This window comes from Xanthomonas sp. WHRI 10204, assembly GCF_040202875.1.
Taxonomy (GTDB): Bacteria; Pseudomonadota; Gammaproteobacteria; order Xanthomonadales; family Xanthomonadaceae; genus Xanthomonas.
Genome location: NZ_JBEGDW010000001.1, coordinates 671,192 through 690,959 on the forward strand (window position 1 = coordinate 671,192; position 19,768 = coordinate 690,959).

General features: G+C 65.8%; 11 protein-coding genes and 1 other RNA gene. 9 read left to right on the forward strand and 3 right to left on the reverse strand.

Annotated elements, in window-relative coordinates; translation table 11 throughout:
- Positions 1–236: 236 nt before the first annotated feature.
- From ABQZ00_RS02975 to ABQZ00_RS02985, 3 genes are all read right to left on the reverse strand, one after another.
- Entirely contained in the window at positions 237–962 is a 726-nt protein-coding gene (locus tag ABQZ00_RS02975; RefSeq protein ID WP_055848769.1) for a phosphoadenylyl-sulfate reductase, read from the reverse strand.
- Positions 959–2,665, reverse strand: coding sequence for an assimilatory sulfite reductase (NADPH) hemoprotein subunit (gene cysI, locus ABQZ00_RS02980; protein ID WP_323537639.1), 1,707 nt, complete (start codon positions 2,663–2,665; stop codon positions 959–961). Before cysI ends, ABQZ00_RS02975 begins: the two co-directional genes overlap by 4 nt.
- Positions 2,666–2,773: 108 nt before the next feature.
- Positions 2,774–4,621, reverse strand: a complete 1,848-nt coding sequence (locus ABQZ00_RS02985) for an assimilatory sulfite reductase (NADPH) flavoprotein subunit (protein ID WP_323537638.1) — start codon at positions 4,619–4,621, stop codon at positions 2,774–2,776.
- A gap of 180 nt (positions 4,622–4,801) precedes the next feature.
- Between ABQZ00_RS02985 and cysD the strand changes: the two genes are divergently transcribed.
- The 9 genes from cysD to ABQZ00_RS03030 all read left to right on the forward strand — a co-directional run bounded on the left by cysD (position 4,802) and on the right by ABQZ00_RS03030 (position 19,546).
- Positions 4,802–5,710: a sulfate adenylyltransferase subunit CysD gene (cysD, locus tag ABQZ00_RS02990; RefSeq protein WP_323537637.1), complete on the forward strand. Its 909-nt coding sequence runs from the start codon at positions 4,802–4,804 to the stop codon at positions 5,708–5,710.
- A gap of 62 nt (positions 5,711–5,772) precedes the next feature.
- Positions 5,773–7,686 carry a sulfate adenylyltransferase subunit CysN gene (gene cysN, locus ABQZ00_RS02995; RefSeq protein ID WP_323537912.1) on the forward strand — a complete coding sequence of 638 codons (1,914 nt, stop codon included), beginning with the start codon at positions 5,773–5,775 and terminating at the stop codon, positions 7,684–7,686.
- A gap of 252 nt (positions 7,687–7,938) precedes the next feature.
- Positions 7,939–9,009: an efflux RND transporter periplasmic adaptor subunit gene (locus tag ABQZ00_RS03000; protein WP_055848782.1), complete on the forward strand. Its 1,071-nt coding sequence runs from the start codon at positions 7,939–7,941 to the stop codon at positions 9,007–9,009.
- Positions 9,006–12,131, forward strand: a complete 3,126-nt coding sequence (locus ABQZ00_RS03005) for an efflux RND transporter permease subunit (RefSeq protein ID WP_323537636.1) — start codon at positions 9,006–9,008, stop codon at positions 12,129–12,131. The genes ABQZ00_RS03000 and ABQZ00_RS03005 overlap by 4 nt, the downstream gene beginning before the upstream one ends.
- Positions 12,132–12,596: 465 nt before the next feature.
- Positions 12,597–15,272 carry a M1 family metallopeptidase gene (locus ABQZ00_RS03010; RefSeq protein WP_323537635.1) on the forward strand — a complete coding sequence of 892 codons (2,676 nt, stop codon included), beginning with the start codon at positions 12,597–12,599 and terminating at the stop codon, positions 15,270–15,272.
- 68 nt (positions 15,273–15,340) lie between these two features.
- Positions 15,341–15,423, forward strand: a non-coding RNA gene (locus ABQZ00_RS03015) — sX9 sRNA.
- Between the two features lie 216 nt (positions 15,424–15,639).
- Positions 15,640–17,133, forward strand: coding sequence for an alanine/glycine:cation symporter family protein (locus ABQZ00_RS03020; protein WP_055848793.1), 1,494 nt, complete (start codon positions 15,640–15,642; stop codon positions 17,131–17,133).
- A complete protein-coding gene (locus ABQZ00_RS03025; RefSeq protein WP_323537634.1) occupies positions 17,130–18,035 on the forward strand; it encodes a TrmH family RNA methyltransferase in 906 nt (301 codons plus the stop codon). The genes ABQZ00_RS03020 and ABQZ00_RS03025 overlap by 4 nt, the downstream gene beginning before the upstream one ends.
- Positions 18,035–19,546 (forward strand): carboxylesterase/lipase family protein, encoded by a 1,512-nt coding sequence (locus ABQZ00_RS03030; RefSeq protein WP_503064233.1) that lies wholly within the window; start codon positions 18,035–18,037, stop codon positions 19,544–19,546. Before ABQZ00_RS03025 ends, ABQZ00_RS03030 begins: the two co-directional genes overlap by 1 nt.
- The last annotated feature ends 222 nt before the right edge of the window (positions 19,547–19,768 follow it).

Genomic DNA, 19,768 nt, shown 5'->3' on the forward strand with positions numbered 1-19,768 from the left:
TGTCGTCTGTGTTCGCGGTGCTGGGACCAGCATTGCCGCGCTCCTCGGCAAAGAGCGCGCCTTTCTCGATCCTGCGATCTTGCTGCAACGCCGGCACGATGCCTCGCACGTGTTACTGCCACCACAGCCCACCAGAAAGATCTCCAGGCGTTGCGCTGTCTGCCACGCGCACAGCACGCAGACACCAGACATCTCACATCGCGACGCTCTACAAAGCGCGCGATGCGTAGTCCAACTCAGATGTCCTCGTGAATCCCACACTCGCGCTTGAGGCCGAAGAAGCGGGTGTCTTCTTCGCGCATGCCCGGTTCCCAGCGGCGGGTGGTGTGGAAGTCGCCGATCGAGACGTAGCCCTGTTCCCACAGCGGGTGATAGGGCAGGTCGTGCGCCTGCAGGTATTGCCACACATCGCGGTCGGTCCAGTCGGCGATCGGGCTGATCTTGTAGCGGTCGCCACGCTTCTGCACGATTGGCGTCTGTGCGCGTCCGCCAGATTGGCTGCGGCGCAGGCCGGTGAACCAGGTGCCGACGTCGAGCTCGTCCAGTGCGCGGCGCATCGGCTCGACCTTGCGCAGGTTGTTGTACTGGTCGATGCCGACCATGCCCTGTTCCCATAAGCGGCCATGGCGCGCTTCCATCCAGGCGCGGCTGACCAGCGGGCGATACACCTTGAGATTGAGTTTGAGCCGATCGGTCAACGCGTCGGCAAAGCGATAGGTTTCCGGAAACAGATACCCGGTATCGATCAGGATCACCGGAATGTCCGGACGTTGCCGGGTGAGCAGATGTAGCGTCACCGCCGATTGCGCGCCGAAGCTGGACGACAGCGCGACGTCCTGCGGGCCATGCTCTAGCGCCCACGCCACGCGTTCGTCGGCACGCAGGGTTTCCAGGTGTGCGTTGAGCGCGTCCAGATCGTCCAACGCGGAAGAGGTGATCGATGCGACAGGCAGCGCGGTCATGCGAGCAATTCCAGGTCGAGGTGACGGTGCGTGGGGTAAGGCGGCAGGGCGATCAGGCCACTGCGATGCAGGAAATCGCCAAAGCCTTCATCCGCTGCCTGGTCGCGTTCTGCGGCGTAACGGGCCAGTAGCGGCTCCAGCGCGGCGAGGATCTCTGCTTCAGTGATGTTTTCGCGATACAAGGTGTTGAGCCGCTGGCCGCGACGGTCGCCGCCCAGCATCAGGTTGTAGCGACCGGGCGCCTTGCCCACCAGTGCGATCTCCGCCAGGTACGGTCGCGAACATCCATTGGGGCAACCGGACAGGCGCAGCACGATGGGCGTGTCGGCCAGGCCGTGCTGCTGCAACAACGGCTGCAGCGCAGCACTGAAATCGGGCAGATAGCGCTCGGCCTCGGCCATCGCCAGACCGCAGGTCGGCAGTGCCACGCAGGCCATCGCGCCGCGTGCCAAGGCGGTGCCGGCATGGTTGCCCGCATCCAGCGCGTACTGCGCAGCCAGCGTATCGATCTGCGCGCGCTGCTGTGCAGGTACGCCGGCGATCACCAGGTTCTGGTTGGGCGTCATCCGGAACTCGCCCACGTTCAACTGCGCAATCGCGCGCAGCCCGCTCAGATGCGCGGCGGTGTCGGTGTCGGCAATGCGGCCGGCCGGCAACGACAGGGTTAGATGCCACAAGCCGTCTTCGCCTGCGACCCAGCCATAGCGGTCGCCGTTGTGGTCGAAGGCGAACTGCCGTGCAGGCTGCAGCGAAAAACCGGCACGGCGCTGGATCTCGGCCACGATGGTGTCCAGGCCATGATCGTCGATGGTGTACTTGAAGCGCGCGCGCTTACGCACTGCGCGATTGCCGAAGTCGCGCTGCGTGGTGACCACGGCGGTTGCGAGATCCAGCAACTGATCGCGGGTGATAAAACCGATGACGTTGGCCACGCGCGGCCAGGTCTCCGCATCGCCATGGCTGGCGCCCATGCCGCCGCCGATGCTGACGTTGTAGCCGAGCAGCTCGCCGTCGCGCAGGATGGCGATGAAGCCTAGATCATTGGCGAACACGTCCACGTCGTTGAGCGGCGGCGCGGCAAAGCCGATCTTGAACTTGCGCGGCAGATACCGGTCACCGTAGATCGGCTCGTCTTCGCTGCCGGAGCCGGATACGCGTTCTTCGTCCAGCCAGATCTCGTAGTACGCACGCGTGTTCGGCAGCAGATGCTCGGACACGCGCGCCGCATCGGCGTACAACGTGGCATGCGCCTGCGACAACAAGGGGTTCGCCGCCACCTGCACATTGCGATTGACGTCGCCGCACGCCGCCAGCGTATCGACCAAGGTGGCGTTGATCGCCTGCATGGTCGCTTTGAGTTCGCGCTTGATCACGCCATGGAACTGGAATGCCTGGCGTGTGGTGATGCGCAGCGAATGATTGGCGTACCGCGTGGCGATCCCATCCAGCGCCAGCCATTGGCTGGGCGAAATCACCCCGCCCGGCGTGCGCGTGCGGATCATGAACTGATACGCCGGCTCGAGCTTCTGCCGACGCCGCTCATCACGGATATCGCGATCGTCCTGCTGGTAGCTGCCGTGGTACTTGATCAGCGTCTGATCGTCCTCGCGCAGCGCCCCGGTGACCGGATCGGCCAGGCTCTGCTCCAGCGACCCGCGCAGACGGCGGCTTTCGGATTTGATGTCTTCGACAGAGTGGCTCATGGGAATCGGAAATGGGGAATAGGGAATCGTAAAAAGCGGCTTGGTCTGCCAGGAAAAGTCAGGTGAGGGCTGTACCAATTCCCGATTCCCCACTCCCGATTCCCGGCACTAATACACATCGCGCGCATACCGTCCTTCCACCTGCAGCTGAGTGAGATATGCGGCGGCGTCTTCGGCACTGCGGGCGCCGTGGGTGGTGACGATGTCCAGCAATGCGGCGTGCACATCCTTGCCCATGCCGATGGCGCCACAGACATAGAGATGCGCGCCGCCCTGCAGCCAGGCATAGACCTCGGCGCCGCGTTCGCGCAGGCGGTGTTGCACGTAGATTTTTTCGGCATGGTCGCGCGAGAACGCCAGGTCCAGCGCGTGCAACTCGCCGCGTTGCAAGGCCTGCTGCCACTCGGCCTGATACAGGAAATCGGTATTGAAATGCTGGGCGCCGAAGAACAGCCAGTTACGGCCCTTGGCGCCGGTTTCGGCGCGTTCCTGCACAAAGCCGCGGAACGGCGCCACGCCGGTGCCCGGGCCGATCATCAGGATGTCGCGGTAGGCATCGGCCGGCACGCGGAAGCGTGTGTTGGGTTCGATGTAGACCGGGGCGGTATCGCCTTCGGCAAGCGCGGCTAGAAAGCCGCTGGCCGACCCCAGGTGCGCATGCCCGTGCGCCTGGTAGTTGAGTTCATCCACCGCCAGATGCACTTCATCGCCCACGCGCTTGCGGCTGGAGGCGATGGAATACAGCCGCGGGGTGAGCGGGCGCAGCGTGTCCAGCAGGCTGGCGTGGTCCCAATCCGCCGGCCAGCGTCGCAGCACGTCGATCACTTGATGATCGGAGAGCAACGACGCCAGGCCGGCAGTCTGGGTCGGGGTGAGCAGCGCCTGCAGATCGTCTGCGCGCGCGCGCTCGGCATGAGCGGTGAGGAACGGCCGCGACAGCTTGGTGAGTTCGCGCCGGGTGGTCAGCCACTCATTCAAGGCCAGAGTCTCTTCGCCGACGGTGACCGCGGCATGACCATCCAGCTGCAAGGTCTGCAGTACCGCATCCACCAGCGCGGGCGGATTGCGATGACGGATGCCCAGGGCGTCGCCGGGTTCGTAACTCAGGCCGCTGCCTTCCAGCGAAAATTCCAGATGCCGCACGCGCTTGCCGGGCTGCGCATAGACGCGAAAGCCCGGGCCCTTGAAGTCGCGCCCGCTGATGATCTGGTTGGCCAGCAACTCGGCAGCAAACGGATGCTGGTGCGACCACACCGGCGCCACCGGGTTGCTGCGCAGCGGCGTGACCGTGGCCGAGTGAGGAGTGCTCTTGAGCTGCTCGCGCGCATGCTTGAGCGCTTGCGCGCGCCACGGGTCGGCGATGCTGTCGATGTCCAGGTCGGCTTCGCCGCGCGGCTGCACCCGGCTGGCGCCGAGCTCGGCCAGACGGTCGTCGATGCGCCGCGCAATGCCGCAAAACTCCGCATAACTGGAATCGCCCAGGCCCAGCACCGCGTACTTGAGCTCAGGCAGCTTGGGCGCGCGGCGGCCGGCCAGGAATTCGACCAGGCCGATCGCATCGTCCGGCGGGTCGCCTTCGCCCTGGGTGCTGATCACCACGTACAACAGGCGTTCGCTGGCGAGTTCGCGGGTGGGGTAGGCATCGGCACGCAGCAACCGCACGCTCAGCCCGGCGGCCTCGGCATCGGCGGCCAGCTGCTCGGCCTGGCGGCGCGCGTTGCCGGTCTGGCTGCCGTACACCACCGTCAAGCGCTGGCTGTCCTGCGCGGCGGCCTGCGGTTGCCCGCCTGGCAGCACCGCCAGCGACCGCGGCGGATGACCCTGCGCCAGCCCGGCGGTGTAGCCGGACAGCCACCACAGCGCGGCAGTATCCAGGCCGTCGACCAACCGTTCCAGCAGCGCCTTGCGCTCGTCGGGCAAGGGGCTGGGCGGTAGCGCGGAACTGGCGGCGGTCATTCGGATCCAGGGGCGGGGATTGGATGAACGATGTTAGGGAAGCGTTCGCTGGTCCAGAAAGGATCACCGGTTATCGCGTTATGCCGGCCGCTTATTTCAAGCAGACATCTGCCCGCCACACACTGCGCTGCCTTGGCCTACCATCGGCTGGTCTTGCCTGCCGCCGCTCCCGACATCCTGATGACCCTGCCCCCGCTGTCCCATCTCGACCGGCTCGAAGCCGAAAGCATCCACATCCTGCGCGAGGTCGCCGCCGAGTTCCGGGTACCGGTGATGCTGTATTCGGTCGGCAAGGACAGCTCGGTGCTGCTGCATCTGCTGCTCAAGGCGTTTGCGCCGTCGCCCCCACCGATTCCGCTGCTGCATGTGGACACGCGCTGGAAATTCCGCGAGATGATCGCCTTCCGCGACCGCCGCGCGGCCGAAACCGGGGTGGATCTGCGCGTGCACATCAATCCCGATGGCATCGCGCAGGACATCGGCCCGATCAGCCACGGCGCCGCGGTGCACACCGACATCATGAAGACCCAGGGCCTGAAGCAGGCGCTGGAGCACGGCGCTTTCGATGCGGCAATCGGCGGGGCACGGCGCGACGAAGAAAAGTCGCGCGCCAAGGAGCGGGTGTTTTCGTTCCGCAATGCACGCCATCGCTGGGACCCGAAAAACCAGCGTCCGGAACTGTGGAACCTCTACAACGCCCGTACCAAACCCGGCGAGAGCGTGCGCGTGTTTCCGTTGTCCAACTGGACCGAGCTGGATATCTGGCTGTACATCTACCGCGAAAAGATCCCGGTGGTGCCGCTGTATTTCGCCGCAGCGCGCCCGGTGGTGGAGCGCGACGGTGCGTTGATCATGGTCGACGACGAACGCCTGCCGCTGCAGCCGGGCGAAACCCCGCAGCTGCGCTCGGTGCGCTTCCGCACGCTGGGCTGCTACCCGCTGACCGGCGCGATCGACTCCACCGCCGACACCCTGGAAGCGGTGATCGCCGAAATGCTGATCAGCACCAGCTCCGAGCGTCAGGGCCGCATGATCGACCACGCACCCGGCGCATCGATGGAACAGAAAAAGCTTGAGGGGTATTTCTGATGGGTAGTGAATGGGGAAGCGGGAATGGGGAATCGCAACAGCGGTTCGCTGCGTCTACATCGATCGAGGATGCGGCTTGTGCCATTCCCGATTCCCCACTCCCGATTCCCGGCACCATCGACACTTACCTACAGCAGCACGAATCCAAGCCGCTGCTGCGCTTCATCACCTGCGGCAGCGTGGACGATGGCAAGAGCACCTTGATCGGGCGGTTGCTGTACGACAGCAAGCGCTTGTTCGACGATCAGCTGGCGGCGCTGGAAAGCGATAGCCGGCGGCATGGCACGCAAGGCGAGGGTATCGATTACGCGTTGCTGATGGACGGGCTGGCGGCCGAGCGCGAGCAGGGCATCACCATCGATGTGGCGTATCGCTATTTCGATACCGACCAACGCAAGTTCATCGTCGCCGACTGCCCAGGCCACGAGCAGTACACGCGCAACATGGCCACCGGTGCGTCCAGCGCCGATGTGGCGGTGGTGCTGGTGGATGCGCGCAAGGGCTTGCTCGTGCAGACGCGCCGCCACAGTTACATCGTGTCGCTGCTGGGCATCCGCCACGTGGTACTCGCGGTCAACAAGATGGATCTGGTGGACTACGACGCCGACGTCTTCAGCGCCATCGCCGAGAGCTACCGCGCACTGGCGACGCAGCTGGGTATTGCCGATGTGCAGTGCATCCCGTTGTCGGCGCTGGCTGGCGAAAACCTGTCCAGCGCCTCCACCCGCATGCCGTGGTACAGCGGCCCGCATTTGCTGCAGCATCTGGACAGTGTGCAACTGGAGCCGCCCGACGCCGACAGCGGCCTGCGCCTGCCGGTGCAGTGGGTCAACCGCCCCAACTCACAGTTCCGCGGCTATGCCGGCACCATCGCGGCGGGGCAGGTGCGCGTGGGCGATGCCGTGGTGGTGGTGCCATCGGGACGACGTTCGCAGGTGGCTGCGGTGCTGGATGCCAATGGCGCGGTGGCCAGCGCACGCGCAGGGCAGGCGGTGACGCTGACGCTACGCGATGAGATCGATATCAGCCGTGGCGACATCATCGCCGCCATCGACGACCCGCCGGAAGTGGCCGACCAGTTCGCTGCACATTTGCTGTGGATGGACGATGCCGCGCTGATGCCTGGCCGCCCGTACTGGCTCAAGATCGGCACCCGCACGGTTACCGTGAGCGTCAGCGAGATCAAGCACAAGGTCGATGTGAATACGCAAGAGCGGCTGGCGGCCAAGCGGCTGGAGCTCAACGAAGTGGGCTACTGCAATCTCGCCTTGGACGAACCCATCGCCTTCGCGCCGTACGCCCGCAACCGCGTGCTCGGCGGGTTCATCCTGATCGACCGGCAAAGCAATGCCACCGTGGCCGCGGGCACGCTGGAGTTTGCGTTGCGCCGCGCCGGTAACGTGCATTGGCAGCATCTGGACGTGGACCGCGGCGCCCGTGCGCGCATCAAGGGCCAGGCGCCGCGCGTGCTGTGGTTCACCGGCCTGTCGGGGGCGGGCAAATCCACCGTTGCCAACCTGGTCGACAAGCGCCTGCATGCGTTGGGCTATCACACCTTCATCCTGGATGGCGACAACGTGCGCCATGGGCTCAACCGCGATCTGGGCTTTACCGACGAAGACCGCGTGGAAAACATCCGCCGCGTGGCCGAAGTGGCGCGCCTGATGGCCGACGCGGGGCTGATCGTGCTGGTCAGTTTCATCTCGCCGTTCCGCGCCGAGCGGCAACTGGCGCGCGAGCGTTTCGATACGGGCGAGTTTGTCGAGGTGTTTGTGGATGTGCCGCTGGCGGTGGCGGAAGCGCGCGACGTGAAGGGGTTGTACCGTAAGGCGCGGGCCGGGCAGATTCCCAATTTCACCGGGATCGACTCGCCGTACGAGGCGCCCGAGACGCCGGAGATCCATCTTCACGCCGATGGTGAGAATGTAGAGGCGCTGGCGCGCCACGTGCTCGAGTTTCTGGGGCTGGAACGCTGAGCGCAGGCATCAGGACGTGGCACCCAGTCTCCCGCGTAGTGCGCGTGGCGGCAGACCCCAGCGTGGAGTGACCGCGCGGGTTTGCGCCATCGGGCTTTCCCGGGCGGTGGTTGCAGTGTCGAGGGCCGCGCCGACCAGCGCATCATGACGACGACGGCAAGGGTCTTTGGTCATGGTGCAAAGCGCGCCCTTTCTGTCAACGCTTGGCGGTGAGGTCGGTAAACTTTCGCGGTACCCCGCCAGGATGTTCTGATGCTTGTTCTGCCCAGCGCGCGCAATTGCGCCGCGCTCTTGTTGGCCGTGTGGCTGTCCGGTTGTGCCCGTCAGGCCAGCGCGCCGGCCGCTGCCAAGCCCATCCCGGTGGTCGTGCAGCCGGTCGCGGTGCAGCCCTGGAACTCCACCGTGCAATCGATCGCCACCGTACGTGCGCGCGAATCGGTCGCGCTCACCGCAGCGGTCAGCGATGTGGTCGAGCAGGTCAATTTCGACAGCGGCGATGAGGTCAAGGCCGGGCAGTTGCTGCTGCGGCTGCGCGGCAATTCGCAGCAGGCCGCGTTGACCGCCGCGCAAGCCACCTTCGAGGAAACCGACCAGCTCTATCGTCGCCAGTTGAGCCTGGTTGGGCAGCAATTGGTCGCCAAGTCCACGGTCGACACCCAGCGCGCGCTGCGCGATGCAGCGCAGGCGCGGGTGCAGCAGATGCGCGCGGAAATCACCGACCGCGAAGTACGCGCGCCGTTTTCCGGCGTGCTGGGCATCCGCCAGATCAGCCCCGGGTCGTTGATCACCTCGAGCACCGTGATCGCCACGCTGGACGATGTGGCGCGCATGTACGTGGATTTTCAGGTGCCGGAATCGCAGTTCGGTCTGGTGCAGCTCGGCAATACCGTCAATGGCACCGCGGCGGCGTATCCGGGTGCGCGCTTCGACGGCATCGTTGCCGCGATCGATTCGCGCATCGACGAGACCACCCGCTCGGTGACCGTGCGTGCGGACTTCCCCAACGACGATCGCCGCCTGCGCCCGGGCATGCTGCTGGATGTGCGGCTGCTGCAGCCGGCGCGGCAGGCGGTGGTGATCCCGGAGATTGCGGTGGTGCAGGTAGGGCGCGAGTCGTACGTGTTCCGGGTCAAACCCGACAGCAGCGTGGAGCGTGCCGATGTGCGCCTGGGCGAGCGGCGCGATGGCAAGGTGGAGATTCTGGAAGGCGTCAAGGCTGGTGAGCGCATCGTGGTGGACGGCACCGGCAAGCTGCGTCCGGGCCTGAAGGTGGTCGACCAGGCCGCGCCCGCGTCGACGCGTCCGCAGGCAGCGGCACAATGAAACTCTCCGACCTGTCCATTACCCGCCCGGTGATGGCGGTGGTGATGAGCCTGTTGCTGATCGTGTTGGGGGTGATGTCGTTCACCCGCCTCACGCTGCGCGAACTGCCGGCGATCGACCCGCCCATCGTCTCGGTGGATGTGGAATACACCGGCGCCTCGGCAGCGGTGGTGGAAAGCCGCATCACCCAGGTGCTGGAAGACGCGCTGGCCGGTATCGAGGGCATTGCCACCATCGAAGCGCGCAGTCGCAATGGCTCGTCGGATATCAGTATCGAGTTCGTGCAATCGCGCGATGTGGAAGCGGCCGCCAACGACGTGCGCGATGCGGTCAGCCGCGTCTCCGACCGCATGCCCGACCAGGCGCGCCCGCCGGAAATCTCCAAGGTCGAAGCCGACGCCGATCCCATCCTGTGGCTCAACATGAGCTCCAGCACGATGGACACGCTGCAGCTGTCCGACTACGCCGAGCGCTATGTGGTGGACCGCTTTTCCAGCCTGGATGGCGTGGCGCAGGTGCGCATCGGCGGACGCCAGCGCTATGCGATGCGCATCTGGCTGGACCGCGACCAACTGGCCGCACGCGCACTCACCGTGGCCGATGTCGAGACGGCGCTGCAGAACGAAAACGTGGAGCTGCCGGCCGGCAGCATCGAATCGGCGCAGCGCGACTTCACCTTGCGTGTGGAGCGCAGCTACCTCAAGCCGGAAGACTTCGCCAAGTTGCCGTTGAGCAAGGGCGAGGGCGGCTATGTGGTGCGCTTGGGCGATGTGGCCAAGGTCGAGTTGACCTCGGCCGAACGGCGCGCCTATTTCCAGAGCAATGGCGTGCCCAATGTGGGCCTGGGCATCGTGCGCAATTCCACCGCCAACGCGCTGGATGTGGCGCGCGAAGCACGCGCGCAGGCCGAAGAAGTGCAGAAGTCGCTGCCGCAGGGCACCAACATCTTTGTCGCCTTCGACACCACCACCTTCATCGATGCGGCGGTGGAGCGCGTCTATCACACCCTGGTCGAAGCGGTGGTGCTGGTGCTGGTGGTGATCTGGGTGTTTCTGGGCAGCGCACGTGCGGCGCTGATTCCGGCGGTCACCGTGCCGGTGTGTCTGATCGCTGCGTTCATTGCGCTGTACGCGTTCGATTTTTCGATCAACCTGCTCACCTTGCTGGCGCTGGTGCTATGTATCGGCCTGGTGGTGGACGATGCCATCGTGGTGGTGGAAAACATCCAGCGCCGCATCGATCTGGGTGAGCCGCCGCTAGTGGCCGCCAGGCGCGGCACCGGGCAGGTGACATTCGCGGTGATCGCCACCACCGCCGTGTTGGTGGCGGTGTTCCTGCCGGTGGGATTTCTGGAAGGCAATACCGGGCGCTTGTTCCGCGAGTTGGCGGTGGCGTTGGCCGCGGCGGTGGCGATCTCGGCTTTCGTGGCGCTGACGCTGACGCCGATGATGTCGTCCAAGCTGCTGCGCTCGCACAGCGTGGCCAAACCCAATCGGTTCCATCATTGGTTCAACGGACGCATGCAGGCGGTGTCCGGCGCGTATGGGCGCTCGCTGGAGCGGCATGTGCACCGCACCTGGATCTTTGCGCTGCTCATGCTACTGGCCTTGGGCGCGAGCGCCTGGTTGATGAGCCGTATTCCGTCCGAACTTGCGCCGGCGGAAGATCGCGGTAATTTCCAGATCATGATCGACGGGCCCGAAGGCGCGGGCTTCGATTACACCGTCGGGCAGATGCATCAGGTCGAAGACATCCTGCGCCCGTACGTGGGCCCGGACAAACCCATCGTGCGTGCCAACCCGCGCGTACCCGGCGGCTTCGGCAGCAGCGAAGAAATGCACACCGGGCGCGTCAGCGTGTTCTTGCAGGACTGGGAAAAACGCACACGCCCCACCACCGAAGTAGCTGATGAACTGCAACAAAAGCTCAGCGTGCTCAGTGGCGTGCGTGCACGCACGCAGGTCAGTGGCGGCCTGGTGCGCAGCCGCGGCCAACCATTCCAATTGGTGCTCGGTGGCCCGGACTATGCCGAGATCGCGCAGTGGCGCGACCGCATCCTGCAGCGCATGGAAGCCAATCCCGGCCTGGTCGGCCCGGACTCGGATTACAAGGAAACCCGCCCGCAGATGCGCGTCAACATCGACCGCCTGCGCGCGGCCGATCTGGGCGTGCCGGTGACCGCCATCGGTGGCGCGCTGGAGGCGATGATGGGCTCGCGTCGCGTCACCACCTTCGTCGACAACGGCGAGGAATACGACGTGATGTTGCAGGCCGGGCGCGAAGGTCGCATGTCGCCGGAGGACCTTACCGCCATCCGCGTGCGCTCTACCCGTGGCGAGCTGATTCCGCTGTCGAACCTGGTGAGCTTGAGCGAAGTGGCCGAAGCCGGCACCTTGAACCGCTTCAATCGCCTGCGCGCGATCACCATCACCGCCGGTCTGGCGCCGGGCTACCCGTTGGGCGATGCCATCGCCTGGGCGCAACAGGCCGCGCAGGAAGAACTGCCGGAATACGCGCAGCTGGACTGGAAGGGCGAATCGCGCGAATACCAGCAATCCGGTAGCGCGGTATTGCTGACTTTCGGCATGGCCTTGCTGGTGGTGTATTTGGTGCTGGCCGCGCAGTTCGAAAGCTTCGCGCATCCGCTGGTGATCATGCTCACCGTGCCGCTGGCGGTGTTGGGTGCGTTGGTCGGTTTGTGGCTCACCGGCGGCACGCTCAACCTGTTCAGTCAGATCGGCATCGTGATGCTGGTGGGCCTGGCGGCGAAGAACGGCATTTTGATCGTGGAGTTCGCCAATCAGTTGCGCGACGAAGGCCGCAGCGTGCATCAGGCCATCGTGGAATCGGCCTCGGTGCGTTTGCGCCCGATCCTGATGACTTCGATCGCCACGGTGGTCGGTGCGATTCCGCTGGTGGTGGCCGGCGGGCCCGGCTCGGCGAGCCGCGCCACCATCGGCGTGGTGGTGATCTTCGGTGTGTCGCTGTCCACGCTGCTGTCGCTGTACGTGGTGCCGGCGTTCTACAGTTTGATCGCCCCATACACCAAGTCGCCGGAAGCGGTCGCACGCGAGCTGGAAACCCTGGAGGCAACCACACCATCGGTGGGCGGGCACGCGTAAGCGCTGCCCTGAAAACGACTACGCTCGCCGCCTGGCGGGCGTGGTCGGTGCCCGGCGTGGCATGTGTCACTCCGGTTTTGAACGCGCCGTCCACGCCTACCTGACGACTGCGCGCCAGGCGTTTTAGCCGCTCTAAGCGCTGCTCGACACGCGTGCGCGTTCGCAGCATTGCGCCTGCGCGAGTGATGGGTATCCCGCAGTTCCGCTGGTTGGCGATGTTGGCTGCAGGACCCGGATGCCAGGCGCAGCTACGGTGTGCGAGCGTGCGGATGGCTGCACGCGACGCATGCGTGCCAGTCACGGTCACGCCTGTGGCGCAACTGTGCCTGGTATGGCCACTGCCGTTATCGCAGCCGCCAGCGTCGGCATCGACAGCCTTCGCTGCGCTGGTGCAGTGACTAAGGTCACATGACAGTCATCCCCGGCTGTGGTCGACTTCGGCGGTTACCCTGACCGGAATTGCCCATGCGTCGTCTTGCCTGCCTGCTTGCTCCTTCCCTCCTTGCGCTGTGCTGCGGTAACGCACTTGCGCAGACGTCCGGCGAGCCGGTACCCAATGGCCGGTTGCCGACCTGGGCGGTGCCCGAGCGCTATAGCCTGGCGATCAAGGTCGACCCCGAGCAGGCGCAGTTCAGTGGCCGCACCACCATCCGCGTGCAGCTCAAGCAGGCATCCGATCATCTGTGGCTGCACGGCAAGGAGCTGAAGGTCAGCAAGGCCACGGTCAAGCCGGCCAAGGGCAAGGCGCTCACCGCGCGCTATGTGGATGCCGATGCGCAGACCGGTGTGGTTCGCCTGGAGTTCGGGCGCACGCTCAAGCCGCAGACGCTCACCGTGGATATCACCTACAACGCGCCGCTTAACCAGCAGCTGCAGGGCCTGTACCAGGTGAAGTACCAGGGCAAGGCGTATGCGATGACGCAGATGGAGCCGATCAGTGCGCGCTACGCGTTCCCGGGCTTCGATGAGCCGGCGTTCAAGACCCCGTTCGACCTCAGCCTGACCGTACCCAGCGACGATCAGGCGCTGGCCAATACCATCGCCACCTCGACCAAGCCGGCCGGCAAGGGCTGGAAGACGGTGACCTTTGCGCCGACCGTGCCGTTGCCGACCTACCTGGTCGCCTACGCCGCCGGCCCGTGGGATGTGGTGGACGTGCCGCCAATGCCGGCCACCCCGCAGCGCCCCAACGCCACGCCGCTGCGCGGCATCGCCGCCCAGGGCCAGGGCCCGCGCATCACTCCGGCGCTGGACCAGACCCCGGCGATCATCGCCGCGTTGGAGGACTACTACGCCTTCGGTTATCCGTTCGACAAGCTCGATCTGGTCGCCGCACCGGATTTCAGCGCCGGCGCGATGGAAAACCCTGGGTTCGTGACCTTCCGCGACTGGTTGCTGTTGCTGGACAAGGATTCGCCGGCCGAAAACGTGCAGCGCTCCTTCAACACCAACGCGCACGAGCTGGCACATCAGTGGACCGGCGACACCGTGACCATGGAATGGTGGGACGACCTGTGGCTCAACGAAGCCTTCGCCACCTGGATGCAGCAAAAAATCACCATGCAGCTGCACCCGGAGTATCACGCCAACCTGGATCGCATCGGTGGCGCGCAGTACGCGATGAACAATGACAGCCTGGTTAGCGCACGCAAGATCCGCCAGCCGATCACCGGTAACGGCGATATCGAAACCGCTTTCGATGGCATCACCTATCAGAAGGGTGCGGCAGTGCTGGCGATGTTCGAAGCCTTCGTTGGCGAGGACGTGTTCCGCGAAGGCATGCGCGCCTACATCGCCAAGCATCAGTTCGGCAGCGCCACCGCCGACGATCTGGTCGATGCGATCGCCGAAGCCGCCGGCAAGGGCGAAGACTTCAAGGCGGCATTCCGCAGCTTCTTGAATCAGCCGGGTGTGCCGTACCTGCAGACCCAGGTGGCGCGCGAAGGCGGCAAGACCGTGGTCAAGCTGCAGCAGCAGCGGTATTTGCCGCTGGGTTCGACCGGCTCCACCGCGCAGCAGTGGGGTGTGCCGGTGTGCGTGAAGTACGGCAAGGGCAAGAACCAGGTCGGTACCGCTTGCCAGCTGCTGGAAGACGGCAGCGGCAGCATCGTGCTGGATGGCGCCGGCAAGAACACCTGGGTGTTCCCGAACGCGCATGGCGCCGGCTATTACCGTTTCAGCCTGCCGAAGAAGCAGCTGGCCGCACTCGGCAAGCAGGTTGCTCAACTCGATGATAACGAGCAGTTGGCCTACGCCGATGCCATCGATGCGGCCTACCGCCACGGCGATGCCGACAGCGATGCGGTGTTGATGGCGCTCAAGCAGCTGGCGCCGTCCGCATCGGCCGATGTCTCGACCGCGCTGGTGGATCGCTTCGGGTGGATCTGGCGCTACCAGGCCAGCACCGAGGCGCAGCGCGGCGCGTTGCGCAAGGTCGCCGAACAGGCGTATCTGCCGCGTCTGCGCCAGCTGGGTTACGTGCGGCGTAGCGGCGAATCGGTCGACGACACCGCGCTGCGGTCGTCGCTGGCCGGGCTGTTTGGGTTACGCCTGCAGAACGCGGAAGTGCGCAAGGCGCTGCTTGCCCAGGGCGATGCGGTGCTGGCCGGTGGCAACGGGGCGCTGGACTTTTCTGCGGCCAACCCGGATCTGCTCGGCACCGTGCTGGCGGTCACCGCGCAGGAACGCGGCGCCCCCGCGGTGCAGACCCTGATCGCGGCGTTGCGCACGCACGCCGACCCCGCACAGCGCAACGGCATGATCGCTGCACTGGGCGCGGTGCAGGACCCGGCGTTGCTCAAGCAGGTGCGCGATTTTGCGTTGACCGATGCCATCAAGGTCGGCGAGATGAAGAGCATGCTGACGCGTGGGAACAGCTACGAGGGTTCGCATGCGTCGATGTGGCCGTGGTTCACCGCCAACTTCGACCGCATCGTGCAGCGCAGCGGGTCGTTCGACGGCGGCGGTCTGCCGGCGCTCGGCGCATCCGGTGGCTGCAGCGTGGAAGAGGCCGACCGCCTGGATGCCTTCTTCCAGCCGCGCCTGGCCAAACTCAGCGGCGCCGACCGTGGCCTGGCGCAGACCGGCGAAACCATCCGCCTGTGCGCCGCGCTCAAGCAGGCGCAGACCGCCAAGCGCTGAGCGCCAGAAGCGGACAACAACGCGACTGCGCGGCCACCAGGCGGCTGCGATCGTTGCTCAGAACCGGCATGTGCCCTGCGCGCACGCCGGTTCTGAGCGCACCGTCCACCGCTATCCGATGACCGCTCGCGACGTGCATCCGGTCTCGGCCAAGCTCGCGCACACCACTGGCGTGGTTGCACAGGGCATGCGGCGTGCAGCGCCGATGCCCCACGATGGTGCACACGATCTGTACATGCGCCGCTGGCACGTTGTCATGCGCTGACGGCGCAACTCGCACGCACGTCGCATCGAGCGGCGCTTTCGGCCAGAATCGACCCACTCCCCACGGCGCTGGGGTTCACGATCCAGCACTCGGGGAGATTGCGTGGAAGCACTCATCAATGGCATCAACGGTATCGTCTGGAGCAAGGCACTGATTTTCATGTGTCTGGGCGCAGGCGTTTACTTCACCATCCGCACCCGTTTCATGCAGGTACGCGGGTTCGTGGAAATGATTCGCCTCACCGTGGGCGGGCAGAAGTCCGATGCCGGGGTGTCCTCGTTCCAGGCATTGGCGATGTCGATGGCCGGGCGTATCGGCATCGGCAACATCGCCGGCGTCGCCACCGCCATCGCCTTCGGTGGGCCGGGCGCGATCTTCTGGATGTGGGTGATGGGCTTTCTCGGCGCGTCCACGTCGTACGTGGAATCGACGCTGGCGCAGATCTACAAGATCAAGGATGCCGACGGCCGCTATCGCGGCGGCCCGGCGTACTACATCGAAAAGGCGATGGGTCTGAAGTGGTACGCGCTCACCTTCGCGGTGGCCACCATCATCGCCACCGGCTTTCTGATGCCGGGCGTCCAGGCCAACGCGATTGCCGACAGCGCCATCAACGCCTGCCGGGGCACCAGCCTGTGCGGTGCGATGGACGGGCAGTGGATGGGCCTGCCGATGCGCGATGCGGCCAAGCTGGGCATCGGCATCCTGGTGGCATGCATGCTGGCGGTGATCATCTTCGGCGGCGTCAAGCGCATCGCCAACTTCGCCGAAATCGTGGTGCCGTTCATGGCGATGGGCTACATCCTGATGGCGCTGGTCATCATGGTGCTCAACGCCGAGCGCGTGCCGGACATGTTCGTCACCATCTTCAGTAGTGCATTCGGCAGCCATGCCGCGTTCGGCGCCTTACTGGGGCTGGCGGTGGAATGGGGCGTCAAGCGCGGCATCTACGCCAACGAAGCCGGGCAGGGCACCGGGCCGCATGCAGCGGCAGCGGCAGAGGTGTCGCATCCGGCCAAGCAGGGCTACGTGCAGGCGTTTGCGATCTACTTCGACACGATGATGGTGTGCACCGCCACCGCGTTCCTGATCCTCACCACCGGCAAGTACAACGTGTACGCGCCCGACGGTGCCAAGCCGGGCCTGTATGCCGGCCTGATCGGGGTGGAAGAAGGCCCCGGTTATGCGCAGGCGGCGGTGGAATCGGTGCTGCCGGGCTGGGGCGCGGGCTTTGTGGCGGTGGCGCTGTTCTTCTTCGCCTTCACCACCATCATGGCCTATTACTACATGGCCGAAACCAACCTGAGCTACATCAATGGCAGCCGCCGCCGGCCGCTCACCGTGCTGCTGCTGCGCCTGGGCATCATGGGCATGGTGATCTTTGGCGCGTTCCACAATGCGCAGCTGGCCTGGGCGCTGGGCGACATCGGCGTCGGCGTCATGGCCTGGCTCAACATCATCGCCATCCTGATCCTGCACAAGCCGGCCATGCTGGCCTTGAAGGATTACGAACGGCAAAAACGCCAGGGGCTGGATCCGGTCTTCGATCCGGTGTCGCTCGGCATCAAGAACGCGGATTTCTGGACACAACGATGAAACAGCATGATGGACGTGGCGCACGGCCGCCACGCGACAACACCGGCAGCGGCGCTGCGCCGCTCAACCCCTGGGGCCGTGCGGCGCCACGTGCGCCCGCACCGGCTGCGCCTGCGGCACGCACCGCCGCCGCCGCACCAGCCGCTGCCAACGCCAACACCGCGCGCGAGCTGCGCCTGTACGGTATCAATGCCATCCAGGCGGTGTTCGACGCGCGTCCGCAGGCGCTGCGCAAGCTCTACCTGACCGAGGCGCGCATTCCGCAGTTCAAGGCTTTGCTGGCCTGGTGCGTCACCCAGCGCATCGGTTACCGCGTGGTGGAGGAGGCCGACCTCACCAAGCTGGCGTCCAGTACGCATCACGAGGGCATCGTGGCCGAGGTGTTGCGGGTATCGCCGCAGCCCTTGCAGGAGTGGCTGGCGGCATTGCCGCATGGCCCGGTGCTGGCGCTGTGGCTGGATGGCGTGGGCAACCCGCATAACTTCGGTGCGATCTTGCGCTCGTCGGCGCATTTCGGCGTGGCCGGTTTGCTGCTGTCTGACGGCTCCACGCTGGGCCTGTCCGGCGCCGCCGCGCGCGTTGCCGAAGGCGGTGCCGAAGCCGTGCCGCTGGTGCAATTGCCCGAGACCGCAGTGGCGCTGACGCAGCTGCGCCAGGCCGGCTTCGCGATCGCAGCCACGCTGGTCGACGGTGGGCACGATGTCTTTGCCGCCGCGTTGCCGCAGCGCCTGGTGTATGTGATGGGTGCAGAAAGCGCAGGCATGGATCGCCAGTTCGCACGCGAGTGCGATCTGCAGTTATCCATCCGCGGCAGCGGCAAGGTCGAAAGCCTCAATGTGGCGTCGGCCACCGCCGTGTTTCAGGCGGCCTGGCGCGCCCGCGTCGACACCGGAGCGCTGTGATGCGTCCGTCGGCCTGGTTGCTTGCTGCCCTCTGCACGCTGAGCGGCAGCGCGTTTGCTGCCGCGTCCACGCTTCCTGCGACGCCGCCGGAAGCGCGCACCGATCACGGTGTGGTGCGTGGGCAATGGCAGGCCGACGGCAGTGCGGTGTTTCGTGGCATCCCCTTCGCTGCGCCGCCGCTGGGCGCATTGCGCTGGCGCCCGCCGCAACCGGTTGCCGCATGGACGCAGGTGCGTGACGCCACGCAGGCGGCCACGCCATGCGTGCAGCCCGCGCTGGGCTGGAACGATGCGATGGCCAGGCGCGGCAGCGAAGACTGCCTCTACGTCGAAGTGCAGACACCCACGCTGCAGCCGGCAACTCCGTTGCCGGTGTTTGTGTGGATCCATGGCGGCGCCAATGTGGCCGGCGGTGCGGATGGGCATCTGCCCACCAATCTTGTCGCACAGAACATGCTGGTGGTGACGCTGCAATACCGGCTGGGCGCGTTGGGCTTCCTGTCGCTGCCGGAACTGCGCGATGGCGACAACCAAGCGGCCGGCAACTACGCATTGCTCGACCAGATCGCCGCGCTGCGCTGGGTGCGCGACAACATCGCGCAGTTCGGCGGCGACCCTGCGCGGGTCACCATCGCCGGGCAGTCGGCCGGTGGCCAGGATGTGGGCTTGCTGATGCTCAGCCCACTCGCGCGCGGGCTGTTTTCTGCAGCGATCGAACAAAGCGGCACCGCCGGTTTCGGGCTGCCGGCGCGCAGCCTGGAAGACAATCGCGCGTTGGGCGTTGCCATCGCCAAACGTGCAGGTATCGACGATGCCGCAACGCGCCTGAGCCAATTGCGCGCGTTGCCGGTGGAGCAGTTGCTCAAGGCCGGGCAGGGCGTGGATGTGCCAGCGTTGGATGACGATGGCTACATCTGGTTGCAAGCCGTTGTCGATGGCCGCGTGCTGCCGCGCGCACCGGCCGAGCTGCTGGCCAGTGGTGCACAGGCCAAGGTGCCGCTGTTGATCGGCTACGTGGTGCAGGAGCTCACTTACGGCGGCGACCAGGGCGCACAGGCGCGTCTGCGTCGCGATTATCCCGACCGTGCCGAGGCGGTGTTGCAGGCGCAACGTAAGCATGCAGCGCAACGTGCCGAGCGCCAGGGCAATGCGGCGATGCAGCTGTCCACCGATCTCACTTTCCGCTGCCCGGCGGTGACTGTGGCGCAGCGTCAGGCCGCGCTCGGCGTGCCGGTGTGGCATTACGTGTTCGACACCGCAGCGCCGGGTGGGCAGGTGACCCACAGCGCCGAACTGCCGTTCCTGTTCAAGAACCTGCCCATCGGCCAGCCGCCGGTGAGCCTGCAACGCTATTGGGCAGCATTCGTGCAGCGTGGAAATCCCAACGTCAAGGGCTTGCCTGCATGGCCGGCATTCGCGCCGAAACATGCGGCGCTGCAGTTCGATGCCAGTGGCGTGCAGCAGATCAAGGATGCGCGCCCGGCCGTGTGCGCAGGCGTGGATTTGCCGTAAGCCGGCATCCATTGCCACGGCGAGTGGCGTGGTGAGTCCTTGCTGGCTGTGTGTAGCGTGCAAGGACCACCAGACAGCGTGGGCGCGCCTGCCGTGGTGAGCACTCTGCATTGGGCACGCCGATAAACCACTACCACTTGGCCGCATGCTGCAGTGGTGCTGGCAGTTCTGGCGTTTCAGCATGCACCGCACAACTGCGCAACTGCGTCCGGGTTCGTGTCG

What these genes read in the sequence shown, in the direction of transcription:
- ABQZ00_RS03025 (WP_323537634.1), top strand. Translation starts at nt 17,130, where the DNA reads ATGAAACAGCATGATGGACGTGGCGCACGGCCGCCACGCGACAACACC.
- ABQZ00_RS03030 (WP_503064233.1), top strand. Translation starts at nt 18,035, where the DNA reads ATGCGTCCGTCGGCCTGGTTGCTTGCTGCCCTCTGCACGCTGAGCGGC.
- cysD (WP_323537637.1), top strand. Translation starts at nt 4,802, where the DNA reads ATGACCCTGCCCCCGCTGTCCCATCTCGACCGGCTCGAAGCCGAAAGC.
- ABQZ00_RS02975 (WP_055848769.1), bottom strand. Translation starts at nt 962, where the DNA reads ATGACCGCGCTGCCTGTCGCATCGATCACCTCTTCCGCGTTGGACGAT.
- cysI (WP_323537639.1), bottom strand. Translation starts at nt 2,665, where the DNA reads ATGAGCCACTCTGTCGAAGACATCAAATCCGAAAGCCGCCGTCTGCGC.
- ABQZ00_RS02985 (WP_323537638.1), bottom strand. Translation starts at nt 4,621, where the DNA reads ATGACCGCCGCCAGTTCCGCGCTACCGCCCAGCCCCTTGCCCGACGAG.
- ABQZ00_RS03005 (WP_323537636.1), top strand. Translation starts at nt 9,006, where the DNA reads ATGAAACTCTCCGACCTGTCCATTACCCGCCCGGTGATGGCGGTGGTG.
- ABQZ00_RS03000 (WP_055848782.1), top strand. Translation starts at nt 7,939, where the DNA reads ATGCTTGTTCTGCCCAGCGCGCGCAATTGCGCCGCGCTCTTGTTGGCC.
- ABQZ00_RS03010 (WP_323537635.1), top strand. Translation starts at nt 12,597, where the DNA reads ATGCGTCGTCTTGCCTGCCTGCTTGCTCCTTCCCTCCTTGCGCTGTGC.